The organism is uncultured Tessaracoccus sp. (genome assembly GCF_947255005.1).
Taxonomy (GTDB): domain Bacteria; phylum Actinomycetota; class Actinomycetes; order Propionibacteriales; family Propionibacteriaceae; genus Arachnia.
Map to the genome: position 1 here is coordinate 1 of NZ_CAMYFI010000019.1, position 15,585 is coordinate 15,585.

13 protein-coding genes and 1 riboswitch are annotated in these 15,585 nt (G+C 66.1%); of the genes, 4 read left to right on the top strand and 9 right to left on the bottom strand.

Annotation, left to right across the window (positions count from 1 at the left end; translation table 11 throughout):
- The 5 genes from Q0X61_RS05910 to Q0X61_RS05930 all read right to left on the bottom strand — a co-directional run.
- The coding region (locus tag Q0X61_RS05910) for a galactokinase family protein (RefSeq protein ID WP_297741281.1) at window positions 1-1,181 on the bottom strand (1,181 nt) is incomplete at its 3' end.
- Window positions 1,178-1,969 carry a sugar phosphate nucleotidyltransferase gene (locus Q0X61_RS05915; RefSeq protein ID WP_297741283.1) on the bottom strand — a complete coding sequence of 264 codons (792 nt, stop codon included), beginning with the start codon at window positions 1,967-1,969 and terminating at the stop codon, window positions 1,178-1,180. The genes Q0X61_RS05915 and Q0X61_RS05910, both read right to left, overlap by 4 nt.
- Window positions 1,966-3,381 carry a phosphoglucomutase/phosphomannomutase family protein gene (locus Q0X61_RS05920; protein ID WP_297741285.1) on the bottom strand — a complete coding sequence of 472 codons (1,416 nt, stop codon included), beginning with the start codon at window positions 3,379-3,381 and terminating at the stop codon, window positions 1,966-1,968. Before Q0X61_RS05920 ends, Q0X61_RS05915 begins: the two co-directional genes overlap by 4 nt.
- Before the next feature lie 120 nt (window positions 3,382-3,501).
- On the bottom strand, window positions 3,502-4,740 hold the full coding sequence (locus Q0X61_RS05925) for an ROK family transcriptional regulator (protein WP_297741287.1): 1,239 nt from the start codon (window positions 4,738-4,740) through the stop codon (window positions 3,502-3,504).
- A gap of 94 nt (window positions 4,741-4,834) precedes the next feature.
- Entirely contained in the window at window positions 4,835-6,337 is a 1,503-nt protein-coding gene (locus Q0X61_RS05930; RefSeq protein WP_297741288.1) for an acetyl-CoA hydrolase/transferase family protein, read from the bottom strand.
- A 227-nt stretch (window positions 6,338-6,564) separates the two neighbouring features.
- On the opposite strand from Q0X61_RS05930, the gene Q0X61_RS05935 reads away from it, so the two are divergent.
- On the top strand, window positions 6,565-7,536 hold the full coding sequence (locus Q0X61_RS05935) for an acryloyl-CoA reductase (protein WP_297741289.1): 972 nt from the start codon (window positions 6,565-6,567) through the stop codon (window positions 7,534-7,536).
- 84 nt (window positions 7,537-7,620) lie between these two features.
- On the top strand, window positions 7,621-8,034 hold the full coding sequence (locus Q0X61_RS05940; protein WP_297741290.1) for a hypothetical protein: 414 nt from the start codon (window positions 7,621-7,623) through the stop codon (window positions 8,032-8,034).
- Here the strand turns inward: Q0X61_RS05940 and Q0X61_RS05945 are convergent.
- The 3 genes from Q0X61_RS05945 to Q0X61_RS05955 all read right to left on the bottom strand — a co-directional run bounded on the left by Q0X61_RS05945 (window position 8,027) and on the right by Q0X61_RS05955 (window position 12,871).
- Complete coding sequence (locus tag Q0X61_RS05945) at window positions 8,027-8,938, bottom strand: ABC transporter substrate-binding protein (RefSeq protein ID WP_297741292.1); 912 nt, start codon at window positions 8,936-8,938, stop codon at window positions 8,027-8,029. The genes Q0X61_RS05940 and Q0X61_RS05945 overlap by 8 nt on opposite strands.
- Window positions 8,935-9,744, bottom strand: a complete 810-nt coding sequence (locus Q0X61_RS05950; RefSeq protein WP_297741294.1) for an ABC transporter permease — start codon at window positions 9,742-9,744, stop codon at window positions 8,935-8,937. The genes Q0X61_RS05945 and Q0X61_RS05950 overlap by 4 nt, the downstream gene beginning before the upstream one ends.
- Window positions 9,745-9,806: 62 nt before the next feature.
- Window positions 9,807-9,940, bottom strand: a riboswitch (FMN riboswitch).
- Between the two features lie 33 nt (window positions 9,941-9,973).
- A complete protein-coding gene (locus Q0X61_RS05955; protein ID WP_297741296.1) occupies window positions 9,974-12,871 on the bottom strand; it encodes a bifunctional [glutamine synthetase] adenylyltransferase/[glutamine synthetase]-adenylyl-L-tyrosine phosphorylase in 2,898 nt (965 codons plus the stop codon).
- Between the two features lie 59 nt (window positions 12,872-12,930).
- Between Q0X61_RS05955 and Q0X61_RS05960 the strand changes: the two genes are divergently transcribed.
- Window positions 12,931-13,350 carry a sterol carrier family protein gene (locus tag Q0X61_RS05960; RefSeq protein ID WP_297741298.1) on the top strand — a complete coding sequence of 140 codons (420 nt, stop codon included), beginning with the start codon at window positions 12,931-12,933 and terminating at the stop codon, window positions 13,348-13,350.
- Here Q0X61_RS05960 and Q0X61_RS05965 read toward each other — a convergent pair.
- Window positions 13,343-14,638: a glutamine synthetase family protein gene (locus Q0X61_RS05965; protein ID WP_297741348.1), complete on the bottom strand. Its 1,296-nt coding sequence runs from the start codon at window positions 14,636-14,638 to the stop codon at window positions 13,343-13,345. The two genes, Q0X61_RS05960 and Q0X61_RS05965, sit on opposite strands and share 8 nt — an antisense overlap.
- A gap of 107 nt (window positions 14,639-14,745) precedes the next feature.
- Here Q0X61_RS05965 and Q0X61_RS05970 point away from each other — a divergent pair, with 107 nt between their 5' ends.
- Window positions 14,746-15,573 (top strand): DUF2510 domain-containing protein, encoded by an 828-nt coding sequence (locus tag Q0X61_RS05970; protein WP_297741300.1) that lies wholly within the window; start codon window positions 14,746-14,748, stop codon window positions 15,571-15,573.
- Window positions 15,574-15,585 lie beyond the last annotated feature (12 nt).

The window sequence follows — 15,585 nt, forward strand, 5'->3', positions numbered from 1 at the left end:
CCGATGCGGTGGCCGGGGGCGCCCGCGCCGGTGATCAGCGTCGAGCCTTGGCACGCGCCAATTGCAGCGTGATATTGCTCGAGCCACGCATCGGCGAACGCCTCGGCGTCGGCGGCGCGCACGAGCGCCCAGACGCTGCCACCGAAGCCCGCACCAAACGACGAGACCGCCGCTGCCCCGCCGCGCAGAGCCGTCTCGACGAGCGCCTTCGTCTCCGGCACCTCATTCTCCAGCCCGATCACGGCGAGCGCCTGCGATTCGGCGCACAGCGCGCCGAACTCGTCGACGTCGCCTCGCTCCAACGCGTCGAACGCTCGAGGCACGAACTCCCCTGACTCGCGCACGAACTGCGTGAGCCGACGTCGCTCGTAGCCAACCGCTGTATGCGCGAGGATTTCGTCGGGCCCCACTTGCTCCAACACCTGCTGAACACTCGAGGCCTTGGCGCCGGTACGCTCGTTCCACTTCGCGAGCCAGGAGCGCAGCGTGGCCGGGCCGCGGTTGTACAGCTCTCGTGCCGCACCAGTTTTCTCCGCCAGCACGCCGCTCACACCGACGACGAACACCCACCCCTCAGGCAGAGACACCTGCCCCAGCTTCGACGTCGGATCGAACTGCACGTACGACACCTTTCCAGCGGTGCTCGCCAGCATCCCGGTGTGATCGAGCGACCCGCCGCTCGTGCCCACACCTGCCGCGCCAGCAAGGCTGCCGTAGCGGCCACCGTTTTCAATAGCGGCGAGGTATCCGGCGAGGGCCATGCGATCGTCGCAATGGGTGCGCCATAGCTCACTCGTCGTGAAGCCAGCCATGTCGGCGAGCGTGAGCGCCACAGCACTGAGCAGCGCCGAGGAACTGCTCATGCCCGACGCCGGCGGCAGGTCCGCCGTGATCGTGAGCGACGCCGGCGCCACCGACCCGAAGTTCGAGGTCAAACGGTCGATGACCGTCTGTACGTAGTATCCCCAATGCCCCGACGGCAAGTCCGGATGCACACCAGCACGCAGCACCACCACATCGTCGGGGAACACCGACGTCCGGGCGCGCACCCCGTCGCCACCCGGGTCCGCTTCGACGCTCACACCGCGCTCCACCGCGCACACCAGCACTCGTCCGCCGCCGTAATCGGTGTGCTTGCCGAGCACCTCAATGCGGCCGGGAACCCACCACCCTACGCTCATAGGCGCACGTGGAACTCGGCCAACCGACGCTCCACCTCAGCGATGTCGTCGCGGCGCGACAAATCCAGCACGCCGCCCGCGAACGGAACGACGGCCACGTCGTCGAGCAACGCCACGGCATCCACGATCTCGTACTCCCCACGCGCCGACTTCTCAATGCGCCGGCAGGCGTCGAAGATCTCCGGGGTGAACGCGAAACAGTTCATACTCACCAGCGCATGCGGCCCTGCAGCCTCCACGACGGCGGCATCGGGCTTCTCGACGATAGAACGCAGCATGCCTCCCGACTCGTCGATGAGTGCAAACGCGGCGATCCGCTCCTCCGGAATGTTGCTCTGCTCCACCAGCGCGCTGCGGTCGAAGCCCAGCAGCGCGTTGCCGCCCCGCTCAGCCAGGGCACGCAGACCGTCGGCCGGGTACAGGTTGTCGCCGTTGACGACGATGCAGCCCTCGCCCCCTACGGCGTCGGCAGCGGCGGCGACGGCATCGGCGGTGCCCAGGGGCTCCTCCTGCACCGCGAACGCCACGTCGAGGCGCTGTGGCCGTACCTGCTCGATGTGGGCACGGAACTCGTCGTGATCGGGCGCAACGACGAGCACCACGCGGCGAATCCCGGCGTCGGCCAAGGCGGACAGTGAGTAGTCGATGAGACGGTGCTGACCGATCGGCATGAGCGCCTTGTAGCCAGCGGATGCGGCCGCGCGCTGCGCGTCGCTCAGCTCACCGCTGCCCTCGGCGCGCATGCGGGTGCCAAGGCCTCGGGCCAAAACAACTGCGTTGGTAATCATGCAAGCTCCAAGTGTTGGGCGACAGCGTTCGCGATGGCGTCTGCTTCGTCGCGGGTTGGCATTTCAGCAAACACTCGCAACACGGGTTCGGTGCCGGAGAACCTGATCGTAGTCCAGCCGCCGTTGGTGAAGTACACTTTGCAGCCATCCTCCCAGCTAATGTGGTCAACCTCGTGATCAAAGGCGGGGAGGTCGTGGTTGGTGAAGACGCATTCCCGCAGCGCTTCCTTCCGGCCCGGGGTGAACTCGTAGGCCGCCTCCACCATGACCAGCTCCCCGTAGCGCTCCACCAAGTCGGCGTACATCTGCGACAGCTTTTTGCCGGAGGCGGCCACCGCCTCGACGAGCAGGCTGCCCGCGTGGATGCCGTCCTTGCCGGGGATGTGCCCACGCACGGTCAGGCCGCCCGACGACTCGCCGCCGATCACTGCGTCGGTCTCCGCCATCTTCGCGCTGATCCACTTGAACCCGACGGGTACCTCGTAGCACCGCTGTCCGTGTGCCTCCGCCACCCTGTCGAGGAGGTGAGTGGTGGACATGTTGCGCACCGCAGGGCCTTCCCAGCCCTTCTGCGTCACCAGGTATTCATACAGCAGCACAAGCACTTGGTTGGGCGTGAGGTAGTTGCCCTCGTCGTCGATGATGCCCAGCCGGTCGGCGTCACCGTCGGTGGCGATACCCATGGCGGCTCCGGAATCGACGACGGCGCGCCGCAGCGAATCCAGACTCCCGGCGGCCGGCGACGGCATACGCCCGCCAAACAACGGATCGTGGCGGTCGTTGATGACGTCCACCTCGCAGCGGGCCGTGAGCAGCACGGTCTGTAGCGCGGTCTGTGCGACGCCGAACATCGGGTCCAGAACGATGTGGAGGTGCGCGTGGCGGATCACGTCGAGATCGAGGCTGTCCATGATGGCGTCGAGGTACCAGTTGATCGACGTCTGCACGGTCACCAGCTCGGAAGCCTTCGCCTCGTGCGCTTCGACGCTGCGCACGTCGTCTTCTGTGAGGGCATTGCATTCGCTGGCCAATTCGTCGGTGATGGCGAGCTCGGCGTCGCGCCCGCCTTCGGTGAAGAGCTTGAACCCGTTGTAGAGGGCCGGGTTGTGGGAAGCCGTAACCGCCAACCCGTACGCGCAGCCCTTGTTGCGCACCGTCCACATGCCCATGGGCGTGGGCACTGGCCGCCCGATCACCGTCACAGGAATACCGTTGGCAACAAACACCTCGATGGCCCACCACGCGGCGACATCAGAGAGGAAGCGACGGTCGTAGCTGATCACCAGACCTCGATCCACCACCCCCTCGCGGTGCATACGATTACTGAGCCCCTGTGCCAGGAGCCGAATGTTGGCCCGGTTGAACTCATCGCCAATGATGGCCCGCCAGCCACCAGTGCCAAACTTGATCATGCCCAGTCAATCCTTCCGGGCTCAGCCATCGAAGCCTCTACCCACCATTAGGTTTAGATCTTGAACCAAATGTAGCGCACCGCGGTTCATCATGTCTGGATTCGAGGCAAAATCTCGCGATTACGTTGCTCGCGCCACCGTCGGGTCCAAGAACACCCGTTCGAGCGCCATCATTGCACCACCCCTTGCGGCAGCTTGCAGGCCGTGCCCACACGTCGTGACGTCCACGTGGGTGCCTGGGTCGATGCTCGCCTGATCGAATCGTCGCTGCAACACAGGCACCAGCAACTCACCGAAGTAACCGAAGTATCCGCCCAGCACGAGCACCTTCGGGTTGAACAAATCGATGACGGGCTGCAGCCCACGCGCCAAATCCTCGGCCGTCTCCACCGCTGCCGACGCGATAGCTTCCTCACCCGTCTGCATTCGCGTCCGCAACGCGTCGAGCTGCTCCCGAAGCGGGCCATCGGGGCTCACATCGATGCCAGCTTCAGCCAACCTGCGGCAAAAGGCGGGCCAGCCGACGGCGAGCTCTAAACAGCCCCGGCGTCCGCACGGGCAACGCGGCCCGTCGGCATCCAGCGTGGTGTGTCCCAGCTCGCCGGAGTATCCAGCACCTCCGCGCAGGAGGCGGCCGCCTGCAATCACGCCGAGGCCGATACCCACGCCGCCGGTGACGTGCACCAGGTCACGCACCTTCGCTTCACGATGATCGACGAACGAGCTCAGCGCGGCGAGCTTCGCATCGTTCTCGATGTAGACGGGCAGCGCCCCATCGAGGTGGGATGCAAACGACGGGGCCACTGGCACGTCAGTCCATCCCAAGGCCGGCGCCAGTCGGACCGTGCCGCGCTGATAGTCGATCAGCCCAGGAGCCGCTAGCGTGCACGCCGCCACGGGGGCGTCGAGCTCGTCGAGGACGCGGCGCACCAACCATGCGGCCTCACGCACGACGGCGTCCGCGTCGCCCGCGTCGGCGGACAGCGCCACAGTGTGCTCTACGACGGGTTCCCCAACGAAATTCACCACTGACAGGGCCAGATGGTGCTGCGCCAGTTCGATGCCAAGGCCGCGAGCGCCGTCGGGGCGGAGCCGAATCTCGATGCCGGGGCGACCAACACGTCGGTGATACTCGACGTCCCCCTCCTCGATGAGACCCACTCCTGCGAGCCCGGCGATGACGTTGGTGATCGTAGCTTTCGAAAGCCCCGTCTCGGCGGCGAGCTCGGCCCTCGAGCGTGCACCGTGATCGCGAAGATACCTCAGCACCAAGCCGAGATTGGCGGCGCGCATCTGCGCGTGCCCGATCGCTCGCTGATGACCCGCGTGCGGGATGCCAAAACCGTGATGTTCGTCCATGAGTTGTTGCAACGTGCCTCGTGCCTGCAATGGCCGTGGGGCCGCACCCCAGAAACGTGAAGGGTGCAGCCCCACTAGGGCTCTCGCGGCTATCTTATTTCTGCATCGTGTCGGTCTCGAGGAACCGCGTGTGGAAGTCGAAGGCGTGCGCCAGATCATGCGGGGTTTGCATGGTTCCGGCCTTCTGGTTCGCCATATCAACGTATTCCTGCAGGAGCGGACGGAAGTTCGGGTGAGCGATAGCGATCATCTTCTCGACACGCTGCTTGGGCGCGAGGCCACGCAGGTCGGCGTACCCGTATTCCGTGATGACAACCATCACGTCGTGCTCGGTGTGGTCGATGTGCGACGCGAACGGCACGATCGCGGAGATGGCACCGTTCTTGGCCTCCGATGGCGAGATGAACGACGAGATGAAGGCGTTGCGGGTGAAGTCGCCCGAGCCGCCGATGCCGTTCATCATGCGAGATCCTGCCACGTTGGTGGAGTTCACGTTGCCGTAGATGTCGGCTTCGATGAGGCCGTTGGTGGCGATGAGGCCGAGGCGACGGATCACCTCGGGGTGGTTCGACACCTGCTGCGGGCGCATGACGATATGCTCGCGGTAGAAACCAGCGTTCTCGTTCATCCGCTCGGCGTACTCAGGCGAGAGCGAGAACGACGTCGCAGAAGCCACGGACATCTTGCCGGAGTCGATCAAATCGATCATGCCGTCCTGAATGACCTCGGTGTAGGCCTGAATGTTCTCGAACTTCGAGTCGAGGAGGCCTGCCATCACGGCGTTCGGCACGTTGCCCACGCCCGACTGCATGACGTACTGATCGTACTTGAGGCGACCCGCGGCGACTTCGCCTTCGAGGAAGTCGAGGAAGTGGCCCGCGATCTGCTTCGACGTCTCGTCGAGCGGCTTGAACGGCGCGTTGCGGTCGGGGGCGTTCGTTTCCACGACGGCGACCACCTTCGACGTGTCGATGTCGATGTAGGGGGTGCCGATGCGCTGCCCGGATTCGGTGATCGGAATGGGCTTACGGCCAGGGGTGTTGCCGATACGGTAAATGTCGGCCATGCCCTCGAGGTTCTCGGACTGCCAGGAGTTGACCTCGATGATGATCTTCTCGGCGGAGTCAAGGTATTCGACGTTGTTGCCCACGCCGGACGAGGGGATGATGTTGCCGTCCTGGTCAATGCGCGTGGCCTCGACGATGGCGACGTTCATCTTCCCGAAGAACCCGTAGCGCACCTGCCAGCCTGCGTGCGAGAGGTGCACGTCGTCGTAGAGGATCTTGCCTGCGTTGATGCCTCGGCGCATGGCGGGATCCGACTGGTAGGGGGAACGGAACCGTACCGCGTCTGCTTCGGCGAGCACGCCGTCGCAGTCGGGCGCGGTGGAAGCGCCGGTGAAGACATCGATCTGGAATTCGCGTCCTGCCTCGTGCTCGGCCTTGGCGCGGTTCGCAATGGCGGTGGGCAGGGCCTTAGGGTAGGCGGCGCCGGTGAATCCGGACAGGCCGACGCGATCACCATGATTGATGAATTGGGCGGCCTCGTCGGCCGACATGACCTTGCCGCGCAGGTCGGCGTTGTCGATACGGGACATGTGCTCAATCTCCTTGTTCTGTCCTAATTGAAGAGACTCGCTCCACTGCGAGGTCGGACGTTGGACCGGACAGGTTTCGTCTAGTTTGGCACGAAAACAGGTGCAAGAGAACCGTCGCGGGGCGATGCGTTCCATGCCGGTCGCGTTGCTCGAGCTCGCAACTATGAATATATCGGCTGCATTTCGGGCGACGACGGCGGCCCTCCCCCGTCGCGTACCATGATGCCATGCGCGCAATCGTCGTTCGTGAAGAATCCGTGTCGGTCGAGGAGCTCGAGGAAGCGATACTGCCCGACGCGCCCGTCACCGTCGACGTGCGCTGGTCCGACCTGAACTATAAGGACGCGCTCGCCGTGACTGGCCGAAAGGGCGTCGTACGCACCACCCCACTCATTGCGGGCATCGATCTGGTTGGTGTGGTGCGCACCTCACGCGACGAGCGCTTCGCACCTGGCGAATGGTTGATCCTGAACGGCGCCGGGCTGTCGGAGACACTGCACGGCGGCTACGCCACCGTCGCTAAAATCGATCCAACGCTCGCCGTACCGCTACCCGAAGCGTTCTCCCCCGAGCGTGCTGCCGCGCTCGGCACCGCCGGTTTCACGGCAGCGCTCAGCGTCCTGCGCCTGGTGATGGAGGGCGTGTCGCCCGAGCAGGGGCCAGTGCTAGTGACGGGGGCAACGGGCGGTGTCGGCTCGATTGCGACGATGCTCCTCGCCGCCGCGGGGTTCGAGGTGGCGGCGGTGACAGGACGCCCCGACGAGTTCGGCGACCTGCTCACCCGGCTCGGCGCCGACGACGTACTCCACCGCGACGCGTTCACGGGTCGCGGCAAACCACTCCAGCGTGCCACCTACGCCGGTGTGGTCGACTCTGTGGGAGGCGAAGTGCTCGCCAATGCCATCGCGCGGACTGTTCCCGACGGCACCGTCACCGCCTGCGGCAACGCAGCTGGGCACGAGTTACCGTCGAGCGTAATGCCCTTCATCTTGCGAGGCGTCACCCTCGCGGGCATCAACTCGGTGACAGCCGACGCTGCCGACCGCGCCGACGCATGGCGTGTGCTGGCCCAGGGCGTCGATCAGCAGTTGCTCGACGAGATGACCACCTGTATCGGGTTGGACGAAACAATCGCCGCGGGCGAGGAGCTGCTCGCCGGCAAGCGGCACGGTCGCACCCTCATTCAGGTAGGCGATTGATTGGCGCACGGGGTGGACCAGCGTGGTGTAATACCGCCAGTCGCGCGCCTCAGCCACACCGTCGTTGTGCAATAGGATGAGCGCGTGGCGAAAAACGAAACCTGGCGTGATCCGATAGCCGTCGCCATGTGGGTGATGGTAGCGGTGGTGTTGTGGCTCATCATCATGGCGAGTCCGCAGCTGGGCCGACTGGTGTGGGAACGAACGCACGGCGGCGCCTCCACCGTCGCGGATCCGCTCGCCGCTCCCCCGTGGCTGATGTACGGTCTCGCAGCCGCGGGTATCGCGCTCGTTGCGGTGATCGTGCTGTGCGTATGGCTGCGGCTGGGGCTGTGGTGGCTGCTGCTCACTGTGTTGGTGTCCAGCCTCACCTACGCGCTGCGCGGCGCGCTGCCCGAGCCGCTCGGCACGGTGACGTTCCTCGTCGTGCCTCCCATCGTGGCGGCGCTGGTATTTAAACCGAAGTCGCACGCGCCGCGCGACCAAACGGCTACTTGATGCCCGCGTTGTGCAGGAACTCCTCCATCCGCTGCATCGCCGCCGGGTCGACGTCGACGTGCGGAGCGTCCGCGTCGCCCTTCCAGAGTTCTGCAGTAGCTGCGAGCACCCGCTCGGCGCTCGCACGCTGTTCTGCGTCCTGCAGCGCGGGCACTTCCTTCGCGGTGGCGTCGATCGCCGCCTTGGGGTTGTCGACGATGCGCCGCTCGGCTTCGAGCATCCCGTCGACGATTGCCTGCACCCACGGCTCCTTCGCGCGCTTCTTGGTGGTGATGAGGCTCGGCCCCACGAGCACGGGCTTGGGCGCGATGGGCAACGAGGTCACGTCCATGCCCTGCTGCTCGAACTGCACGAGTTCGTTGTTCCTGAACCCGACGATGGCGTCCACCTTGCCCGTCGTGAGTGCCGCCACCGATGTGAACCCGATTTCCACCAGTTTCACGTCCTGCTCGGTAAGCCCTGCGGTACCCAGCGCGGCCAGTGCAGCGTAGTAGCTGGAACCGAATCGCCCGGGAATGCCCAGTGATTTTCCGCGCAGATCCTCCAGCGACGACGCCTCTCCAGCGATCATGATCTCGGCCGGGTAGCGCTGGTAGGCGGTAGCGACCACCTCGAGGTCGCCGGCGACGACGGCCTCATCGGCTGAGGCGAACACGATGTCCTCGCGCCCCAACTTCACCGCCTCGAACAGTCCTTCTTGTTCACCGTGGTGACGCAACGTCACATCCACGTTGCCGAACAGGCGTTCCTGCACGCCCAGGTAGAACGGGCAGAACTGCACATTCGGGATGAACGTCAGGCCGACGGTGATGGCCTCGCGCTCAGCTGGCTGCTGCGACGGGCTACACGCGGCGAGCGTTGCCAAGCTCGTGCAGGCGATGAAGGTGCGGCGGTTGATGGTCATGTGTCCTCTCCTTGGACGCGGTTGGTGGCGGCTCGCTCGCACAGCGCGACGAGCCCGTAGAGCACCATGGCCACCGCTGAAATCCACACGATCACGGTGAATACTCCGACGGTGTCGGAGGCCTGTCGCGACAGCGTGAGCAGGGTGCCGAGCCCGGTGCCGCCCATGACGAATTCGCCGACGACGGCGCCCGTCATGCCCAGCACAGATCCGGCTCGGATGCCCGCCAGCACGGCGGGCGCGGCCATGGGGATCTCGACGGCGACGAGGCGCTGCCAGGGCGAGGCGCCGTCGAGCACGGCCTGTTCGAGGACGCGCATGTCGAGATGTCGGAACCCGACGACGGTGGTGGTCACCATCGGGAAGAACGCGACGATCGCACACAAACATGCGATCGGCACGGTGCCGTATCCGAGCCAGAGGACGAGGAGCGGGGCGATTGCGACGAGGGGCACGGTCTGCGACAGCGCCACCCACGGCTCAAACACCGACGCCAACCGGCGCGAGTGCGTGACGAGGATGCCGATCGTCACGGATGCGACGACCGCGATACCCACCCCCAGGAGGGCCGGACCCACCGTCGGCCACAAATATTGGGAGGCGACGCCGTTCACGGCCTGCTGCCCGACGCGGGTGGCCACGTCGATGGGGCTCGGCAGGAGCAGCGTCGGGACGAAGAGGCTCACTACCCACCAGCAGGCGACGATGACCACGCCCGAGATTGCGGGCACGACGATGCGCTCGGTATTGCTTCGGGGGCGCGAACGCGCGGGAAAGGCAGTCCAAAACCGCGATCTCGCTGCCATCCGGCGTCCCTTCTTCCAATACCGGGGCAGCAAGCAAACACGCGCCCTCAGGGCGCGAGCCGTTCGCATTCCTCCCATCCAGACTCTGACTGTCGGCCTCGGAGTTTCACCGAGTCAACCTGTTGCTGCGATACGCAGCGCGAGGGTCGCGGGCTGTCACCGCCGGTTCGGACTTTCACCGACCCCGGAATACGTGTCGCTCACTGTACCCCACCGCACCTCGGCGGCGTCACTCGCCCCAGAAGTAGCGCTCGACGACGCCCACCGCCCGGCGCGCATGTCGTCGGGTGATCTCGACGAGCTCACTCGCGGGCCCGTCGATGCCCAGCAGCGTGTTGATGGCCGCGAGGTCTCTGGGGTCGGCGGGGAGCGCGTCGGCGGCGCGGCCACGCACGAGCATCACCGCGTTGCGAACCCTGCTGGCGTGGCGCCAGGCCTGCTCCAGCGCGTCCGCGTCGGCGGCTTCCAGGAACCCGAGCGAGCGGGCTGCGTCGAGGGCCGTGAGCGTCGACGTGGTTTGTAGCTCGGGGTGCGCATGGCCGTGCTGGAGCTGCAGCAATTGCACGGTCCATTCGATGTCAGCCAACCCGCCCGGGCCGAGTTTGAGATGCCGGTCGCGGTCGATGCCGCGCGGGATGCGTTCGCATTCCATGCGCGATTTCAGCCGCCGGATCTCCATCACCTCCGACGGCGTGAGCCCTTGGTGTGGGTACCGATACGGGCCGGCGTCGTCGAGCAGCTGCGCAACGAGCGCAGTACTGCCTGCGCCGTGCCGGGCGCGTAGGAGCATCTGCCGCTCCCACGTCTCGGCCCATCGCTCGTAGTAGGCACGATATGAGGCCACAGTGCGCACCTGCGGGCCGCTCTTCCCGCCGGGGCGGAGGTCGGAGTCCAGGGTCAACCCGTGGTCTGGGCCGGGACGCCCCAGGATCTCAGCGACGCGGCGCACGATCTTCGTCGCAGCCTCCAAGCCGGCGGCGTCAGTGTCGTCGGGCACCACGAACATCGCGTCCAGGTCTGACGAGTAGCTCATCTCCGTGCCGCCCCAGCGCCCGAGCGCGACGACGCCCAGATCCGGCGCGGTGTGTTCGCCTCGGGCGATGTCCAGCGCCGCCTCGAGCGTCGCGTCCGCCAGCGATGAGAGCGCCTCGCCGCATTGGACGATGTCGACTCCGCCCAGCACGTCGCTGATGGCGATGCGGGCGAGCTCCGAGCGCCGCAGCGCGCGCATGGATGCGACGGCGCGCTCAGCGTCATCGTGGCGGGCGGCAACGTTCTTGAACGCGGCGACGAGCTCGTCGCGGGAACGGGGCTGAAGGTCGTCGTCAGAGGCGAGCAGCCGCACGGTTTGCGGCACTCGCTGCAGCAGGGCGACGGCAAAGCGGCTGGTAGAGGCAACCGTCGCGAACCGTCTAGCCATGTAGCCCTCGTCGCGCAGGGCGCGCAGGTACCAGCTCTCCTCCCCTAGCGCTTCTGAGAGCTGCCGAAATGAGAGCAACCCGAAGTCAGGGTTCGGCCCGTCGGCGATCCATTCGAGTATGGCCGGCATGAGGTGCCGACGGATTTCCGCCGCCCGCGAGTTGCCCGTCGTGAGGGCCTCGATGTGGGTGAGCGCAGCGCGGGGGTCGAGGAACCCAAGTGCCTTTGCTCGTGCTCGGGCAGCGTCTTGGCTGAGCAGCGCACCCGACGGTGAATGTGCCACCACGTCGAGCAACGGTGAGAAGAAGATGCGCTGCCGCAAGCGCCGCACCTCACGTCGGGTGGTCTTCCACAGCTCCCACACGTCCGGCACCCGTGCGGTGCGCGAGAGCTCCGCGCACGGGCTGGCGTCGTCGGGCAGGAGGTGGGTGCGTCGCAGTCGGGCGAGCTGGATGCGGTGCTCAATCACGCGCTGGATGCGGTAGTCCTGCGCGAGCTTGGCGCCGTCGTCGCGCCCGATATAGCCGTGAGCGACGAGCGCCTCGAGTCCTTCGAGCGTGCCGCTGCAGCGGAGGCATTCGTCGGAAGTGCCGTGCACGAGCTGCAGGAGCTGCACGGAGAACTCGGTGTCGCGTAGGCCGCCGCTGGAGAGTTTGATGTCGCGGTCGGCTTGCGATTTCGGGATGAGCGAGATGACGCGCTCGCGCATTGCGCGTATCTCAGGGAGGAAGCCGTCGGTGTGGGCGACCTGCCAGACCTTGGGCGCGAGCATGTCGACAAACGCCTGCCCGAGTTGCAGGTCGCCTGCGGCGGGGCGGGCCTTTAGCATGGCCTGGAACTCCCAGGGCTTGGCCCAGCGTTCGTAGTAGTGGCGGCATGATTCGAGCGTGCGCACCAGCGGCCCGGCTTTGCCTTCCGGGCGCAGCGCGGCGTCGATGGTCCAGATGGTGCCGAAGCTGGTGTGGGCGGAACAGATGCGCGCTTGGGCCGCCGCGATGCGCGTGGCAACGGCGAGGGCGTGGTCGGTGGACACGTCATCGCGGGCCGGTTCTGCAACGTAGAGTACGTCCACGTCCGAGAGATAGTTGAGCTCTTGGGCACCCGTTTTGCCGAGCGCGATCACCGCGAGTTTCGCGTCAGCCCACTGCGGCACCTCGGCGCGCGCGAGGGCGAGCGACGTGTCGAGCACGGCGTCGGCCACGTGCGTCAGCTCGCGCGTGATGTCGGCGAGGAGCGCCGTCGGGTCTTGTGCTTCGAGGTCTCGCGCGGCGATGAGCGTGAGCGCGGCCCTGTTAGCCCGGCGCAGTTCGTCCGCGGTGCCGGCGCAAGCACCATCGACGATGGGTAGGCGCTCAGCGAAAAAGTGGCGCCAGTCGTCGGAGGTGCGCGGTTGCGGGGGGTCGCGTAGAAGCTCGAGCAGATCTTCTTCGCGTCCGAGCGCCGTGGCTAACACCGACGATGCGCCGGCAACGAGGAGCATCCGTCGCACCCAATCCACGTCGCCCAGCAGCTCGCCCTGCCATCCGGTCTGCACGATGGCGTCGAGGGTGCGGAGGGCACTGAGGCGATCACCTACCGGGGAGAACCAGTCGAGATCCACTTTGGCTCGGATGTCGTCCGGCCAGGACTGCCAGATGCGCGCGGCAGAAGTAGGTTGGGAGAATCCTCGCCGCGCAAACTCAGCCTGGGGTGAGTGGAGCCGCGCCATGTAAGGAGTCTACGTCCCTCGACGCGTCGGCTACAGTCGTGGCCGGCTAGGCTCGATGCATGTTTCGCCCCACCGATACCGTCACGCAAGCGCTCCGCCCCCTCGTGGATGAACGCGATCTTGATGCGGAACTGTCGGCGAAACGCCCCGACCTGACGCAGCTGCTGCTGGGGGCGGCGTCGGAACACGAAGAGCTGCCGCGCACACTCGTCGCAGCCGCCACGCGCGCGGCGTGTGGACTGCTGGGTGAGCGGTTCGGCGGCCACGCCATCGAGTTGCGCGTGCCGCCATTTGCGGCAGTGCAGTTGAGCTTCGGCTCCGGCCCGCGGCACACGCGCGGCACTCCGCCCAACGTCGTCGAGATTGAGCCGACGGTATTTCTCGCCCTCCTCACGGGTCGAGTGGCCTATGCCGACGCCCCGGTTCGGGCGTCAGGGGCCCACGCACACGAGGTGGCGCAAGCCTTTCCGCTCACATGACGGCGATGTTTTGGTCGATCTCCCATTGCGAGGTTTGGCGGCGGTAGTCCTCGAATTCCTCGTGCTTGTTGCGCAGGAAGTGCTCGAAGACGTGCTCACCGAGGGTGTCCGCGACGAGTTCCGAGCTCTCCATCGCCCGCAGCGCGCCGTCGAGATTGCGGGGTAGCTCGTCGATGCCCAGCGCCTGGCGTTCGCGACGAGACAGCGTCCACACCGCTTCTTCCGCCTCCGCAGGCAGGGGGTATTCGCCCTCGATACCCTGCAGCCCTGCACGAAGCAGGAGGGCGTACGCGAGGTAGGGATTCGCGGCGGAGTCGATCGCCCGGTACTCCACGCGAGCGCTCGACGCCTTGCCCGGAGTCCACTGCGGAACGCGCACGAGGGCGGAGCGGTTGGCCCTGCCCCAGCACACGTAGCCCGGCGCCTCGTCGCCTGCAGCTAGGCGCTTGTAGGAGTTCACCCACTGGTTCGTCGCTGCCGTGATCTCGGGGGAATGGCGCAGCAACCCCGCGATGAAATGCCGCCCCACCTTCGACAGCTGGTACTCGTCGGCGGCGTCGAAAAATGCGTTCGTGTCACCCTCGAACAGCGATAGGTGCGAGTGCATGCCGGAACCCGGATACTGCGTGAATGGCTTCGGCATGAACGTGGCGTGGAGCCCTCGCGAGGCTGCGGCCTCGCGCACCGCCACGCGAAACGACATGATGTTGTCGGCCATGGTGAGTGCGTCGGCATGCCGCAGGTCGATCTCGTGCTGCCCGGGCGCACCTTCGTGGTGGCTGAATTCCACAGAAATACCCATGTTCTCGAGCCCAAGAATGGCCTCGCGGCGCACGTCGTTGGCTCTGCTGAGGGTGGTGTGGTCGAAGTATCCACCGTTGTCGAAAGGTACTGGCGGGTTGAGCTGGCTCAGCACGAAGAACTCGATCTCGGGGTGTACCTGCAGGCTGAACCCGGCCTCGGCGGCTTTGTCGACGGCACGTTTCAGCACGTAGCGTGGGTCGGCGAAGCTCGGGGACCCGTCGCGGAGCCGAACATCGCAAAACATGCGTGCCGTGACGAGGCCGGATTCGGTCATCCACGGCAGCACTTGGAAGGTGGAGGGGTCTGGGTGGGCCACCATGTCGGCCTCGTACACGCGGGCAAAACCTTCGATGGCCGAGCCGTCGAAACCGACGCCCTCCGCGAGCGCCACCTCAACCTCGCCCGGACCGATAGCCACCGATTTCAGGTTGCCCACCACGTCGGTGAACCACAGCAGGATGAATCGGACCTGACGCTCCTCAATGAGTCGGAATACGGTTTCGGCCTGAATGTCCATGGGCTCAAGTGTGCCGTACGGCGCACCGTCGCCATGCCCGAACCACGGTTTGTTGGACAACTACACTGCGGGGTATGAGCAAGCCCGGATGGTACCCAAACCCGGAAGGCCGCGGTAAGCCGCGGTACTGGGATGGTGCCCAATGGCACGACGAGAAGCCCCAGAAGTCGTCGCCGGCGGGTTGGGTCGTCGGTGGGTTGCTGCTGATCGCGACAGTGATCGTCGTACTGGTGCTGCAGCCTTCGAGCATCATGAAGCCTCTCGCTGCGCCGCCCGAAGATACCCGCTCCGACCGCCCGAGCGTGAAACCCTGGGACGAGCGCACTCGAGAGCCCGACGAGCCGGCCCCCACCGATGACGGCGGCGCCAGACCTGAAGACTGCCCCACCGTCGGTTACCCGACGAGCGAGGTGGACGCGAGCGGACTGTTGCACGGCGGCGGGCTCACCGTCGTGGCTCCGACGACCAATGGTTGGCGCAATGAGCCCACCTACATGCCGTGGATGGCGGAGCAAAACTCGGTGACGAGGCAGATCGTGCCGGGCTGGGTGGCGTCAATGGACATCGGTACGGTGCGCGCCGAGGACGGGTTCCGCAACCCGAAGCAGGCTGCGGCAGCGATGGTGTCATGCATGGCGTCGTCGTGGATGTACAGCGGCTTCACCGGACGCGAAGACCTGGTCAATGAGCAGGCCGAGGTTGGAGGCGTGACAGGTTGGCACATTCAGACGAATATCTACGTCGACAGGGAGGATGGCATCGAGGGCGACCTGCTGGATGTGTACGTCTTCGACCTGGGGCGTGAGGGCGAGCTCAGCGTGGTGGCTGGCTGCGCGACCATCGACGACGCCGCCTCCATCGAGGAGGTTCGCCAGTCGCTCGACAGCATCGCCGTCGAGTGAGTCGCCCGGGTC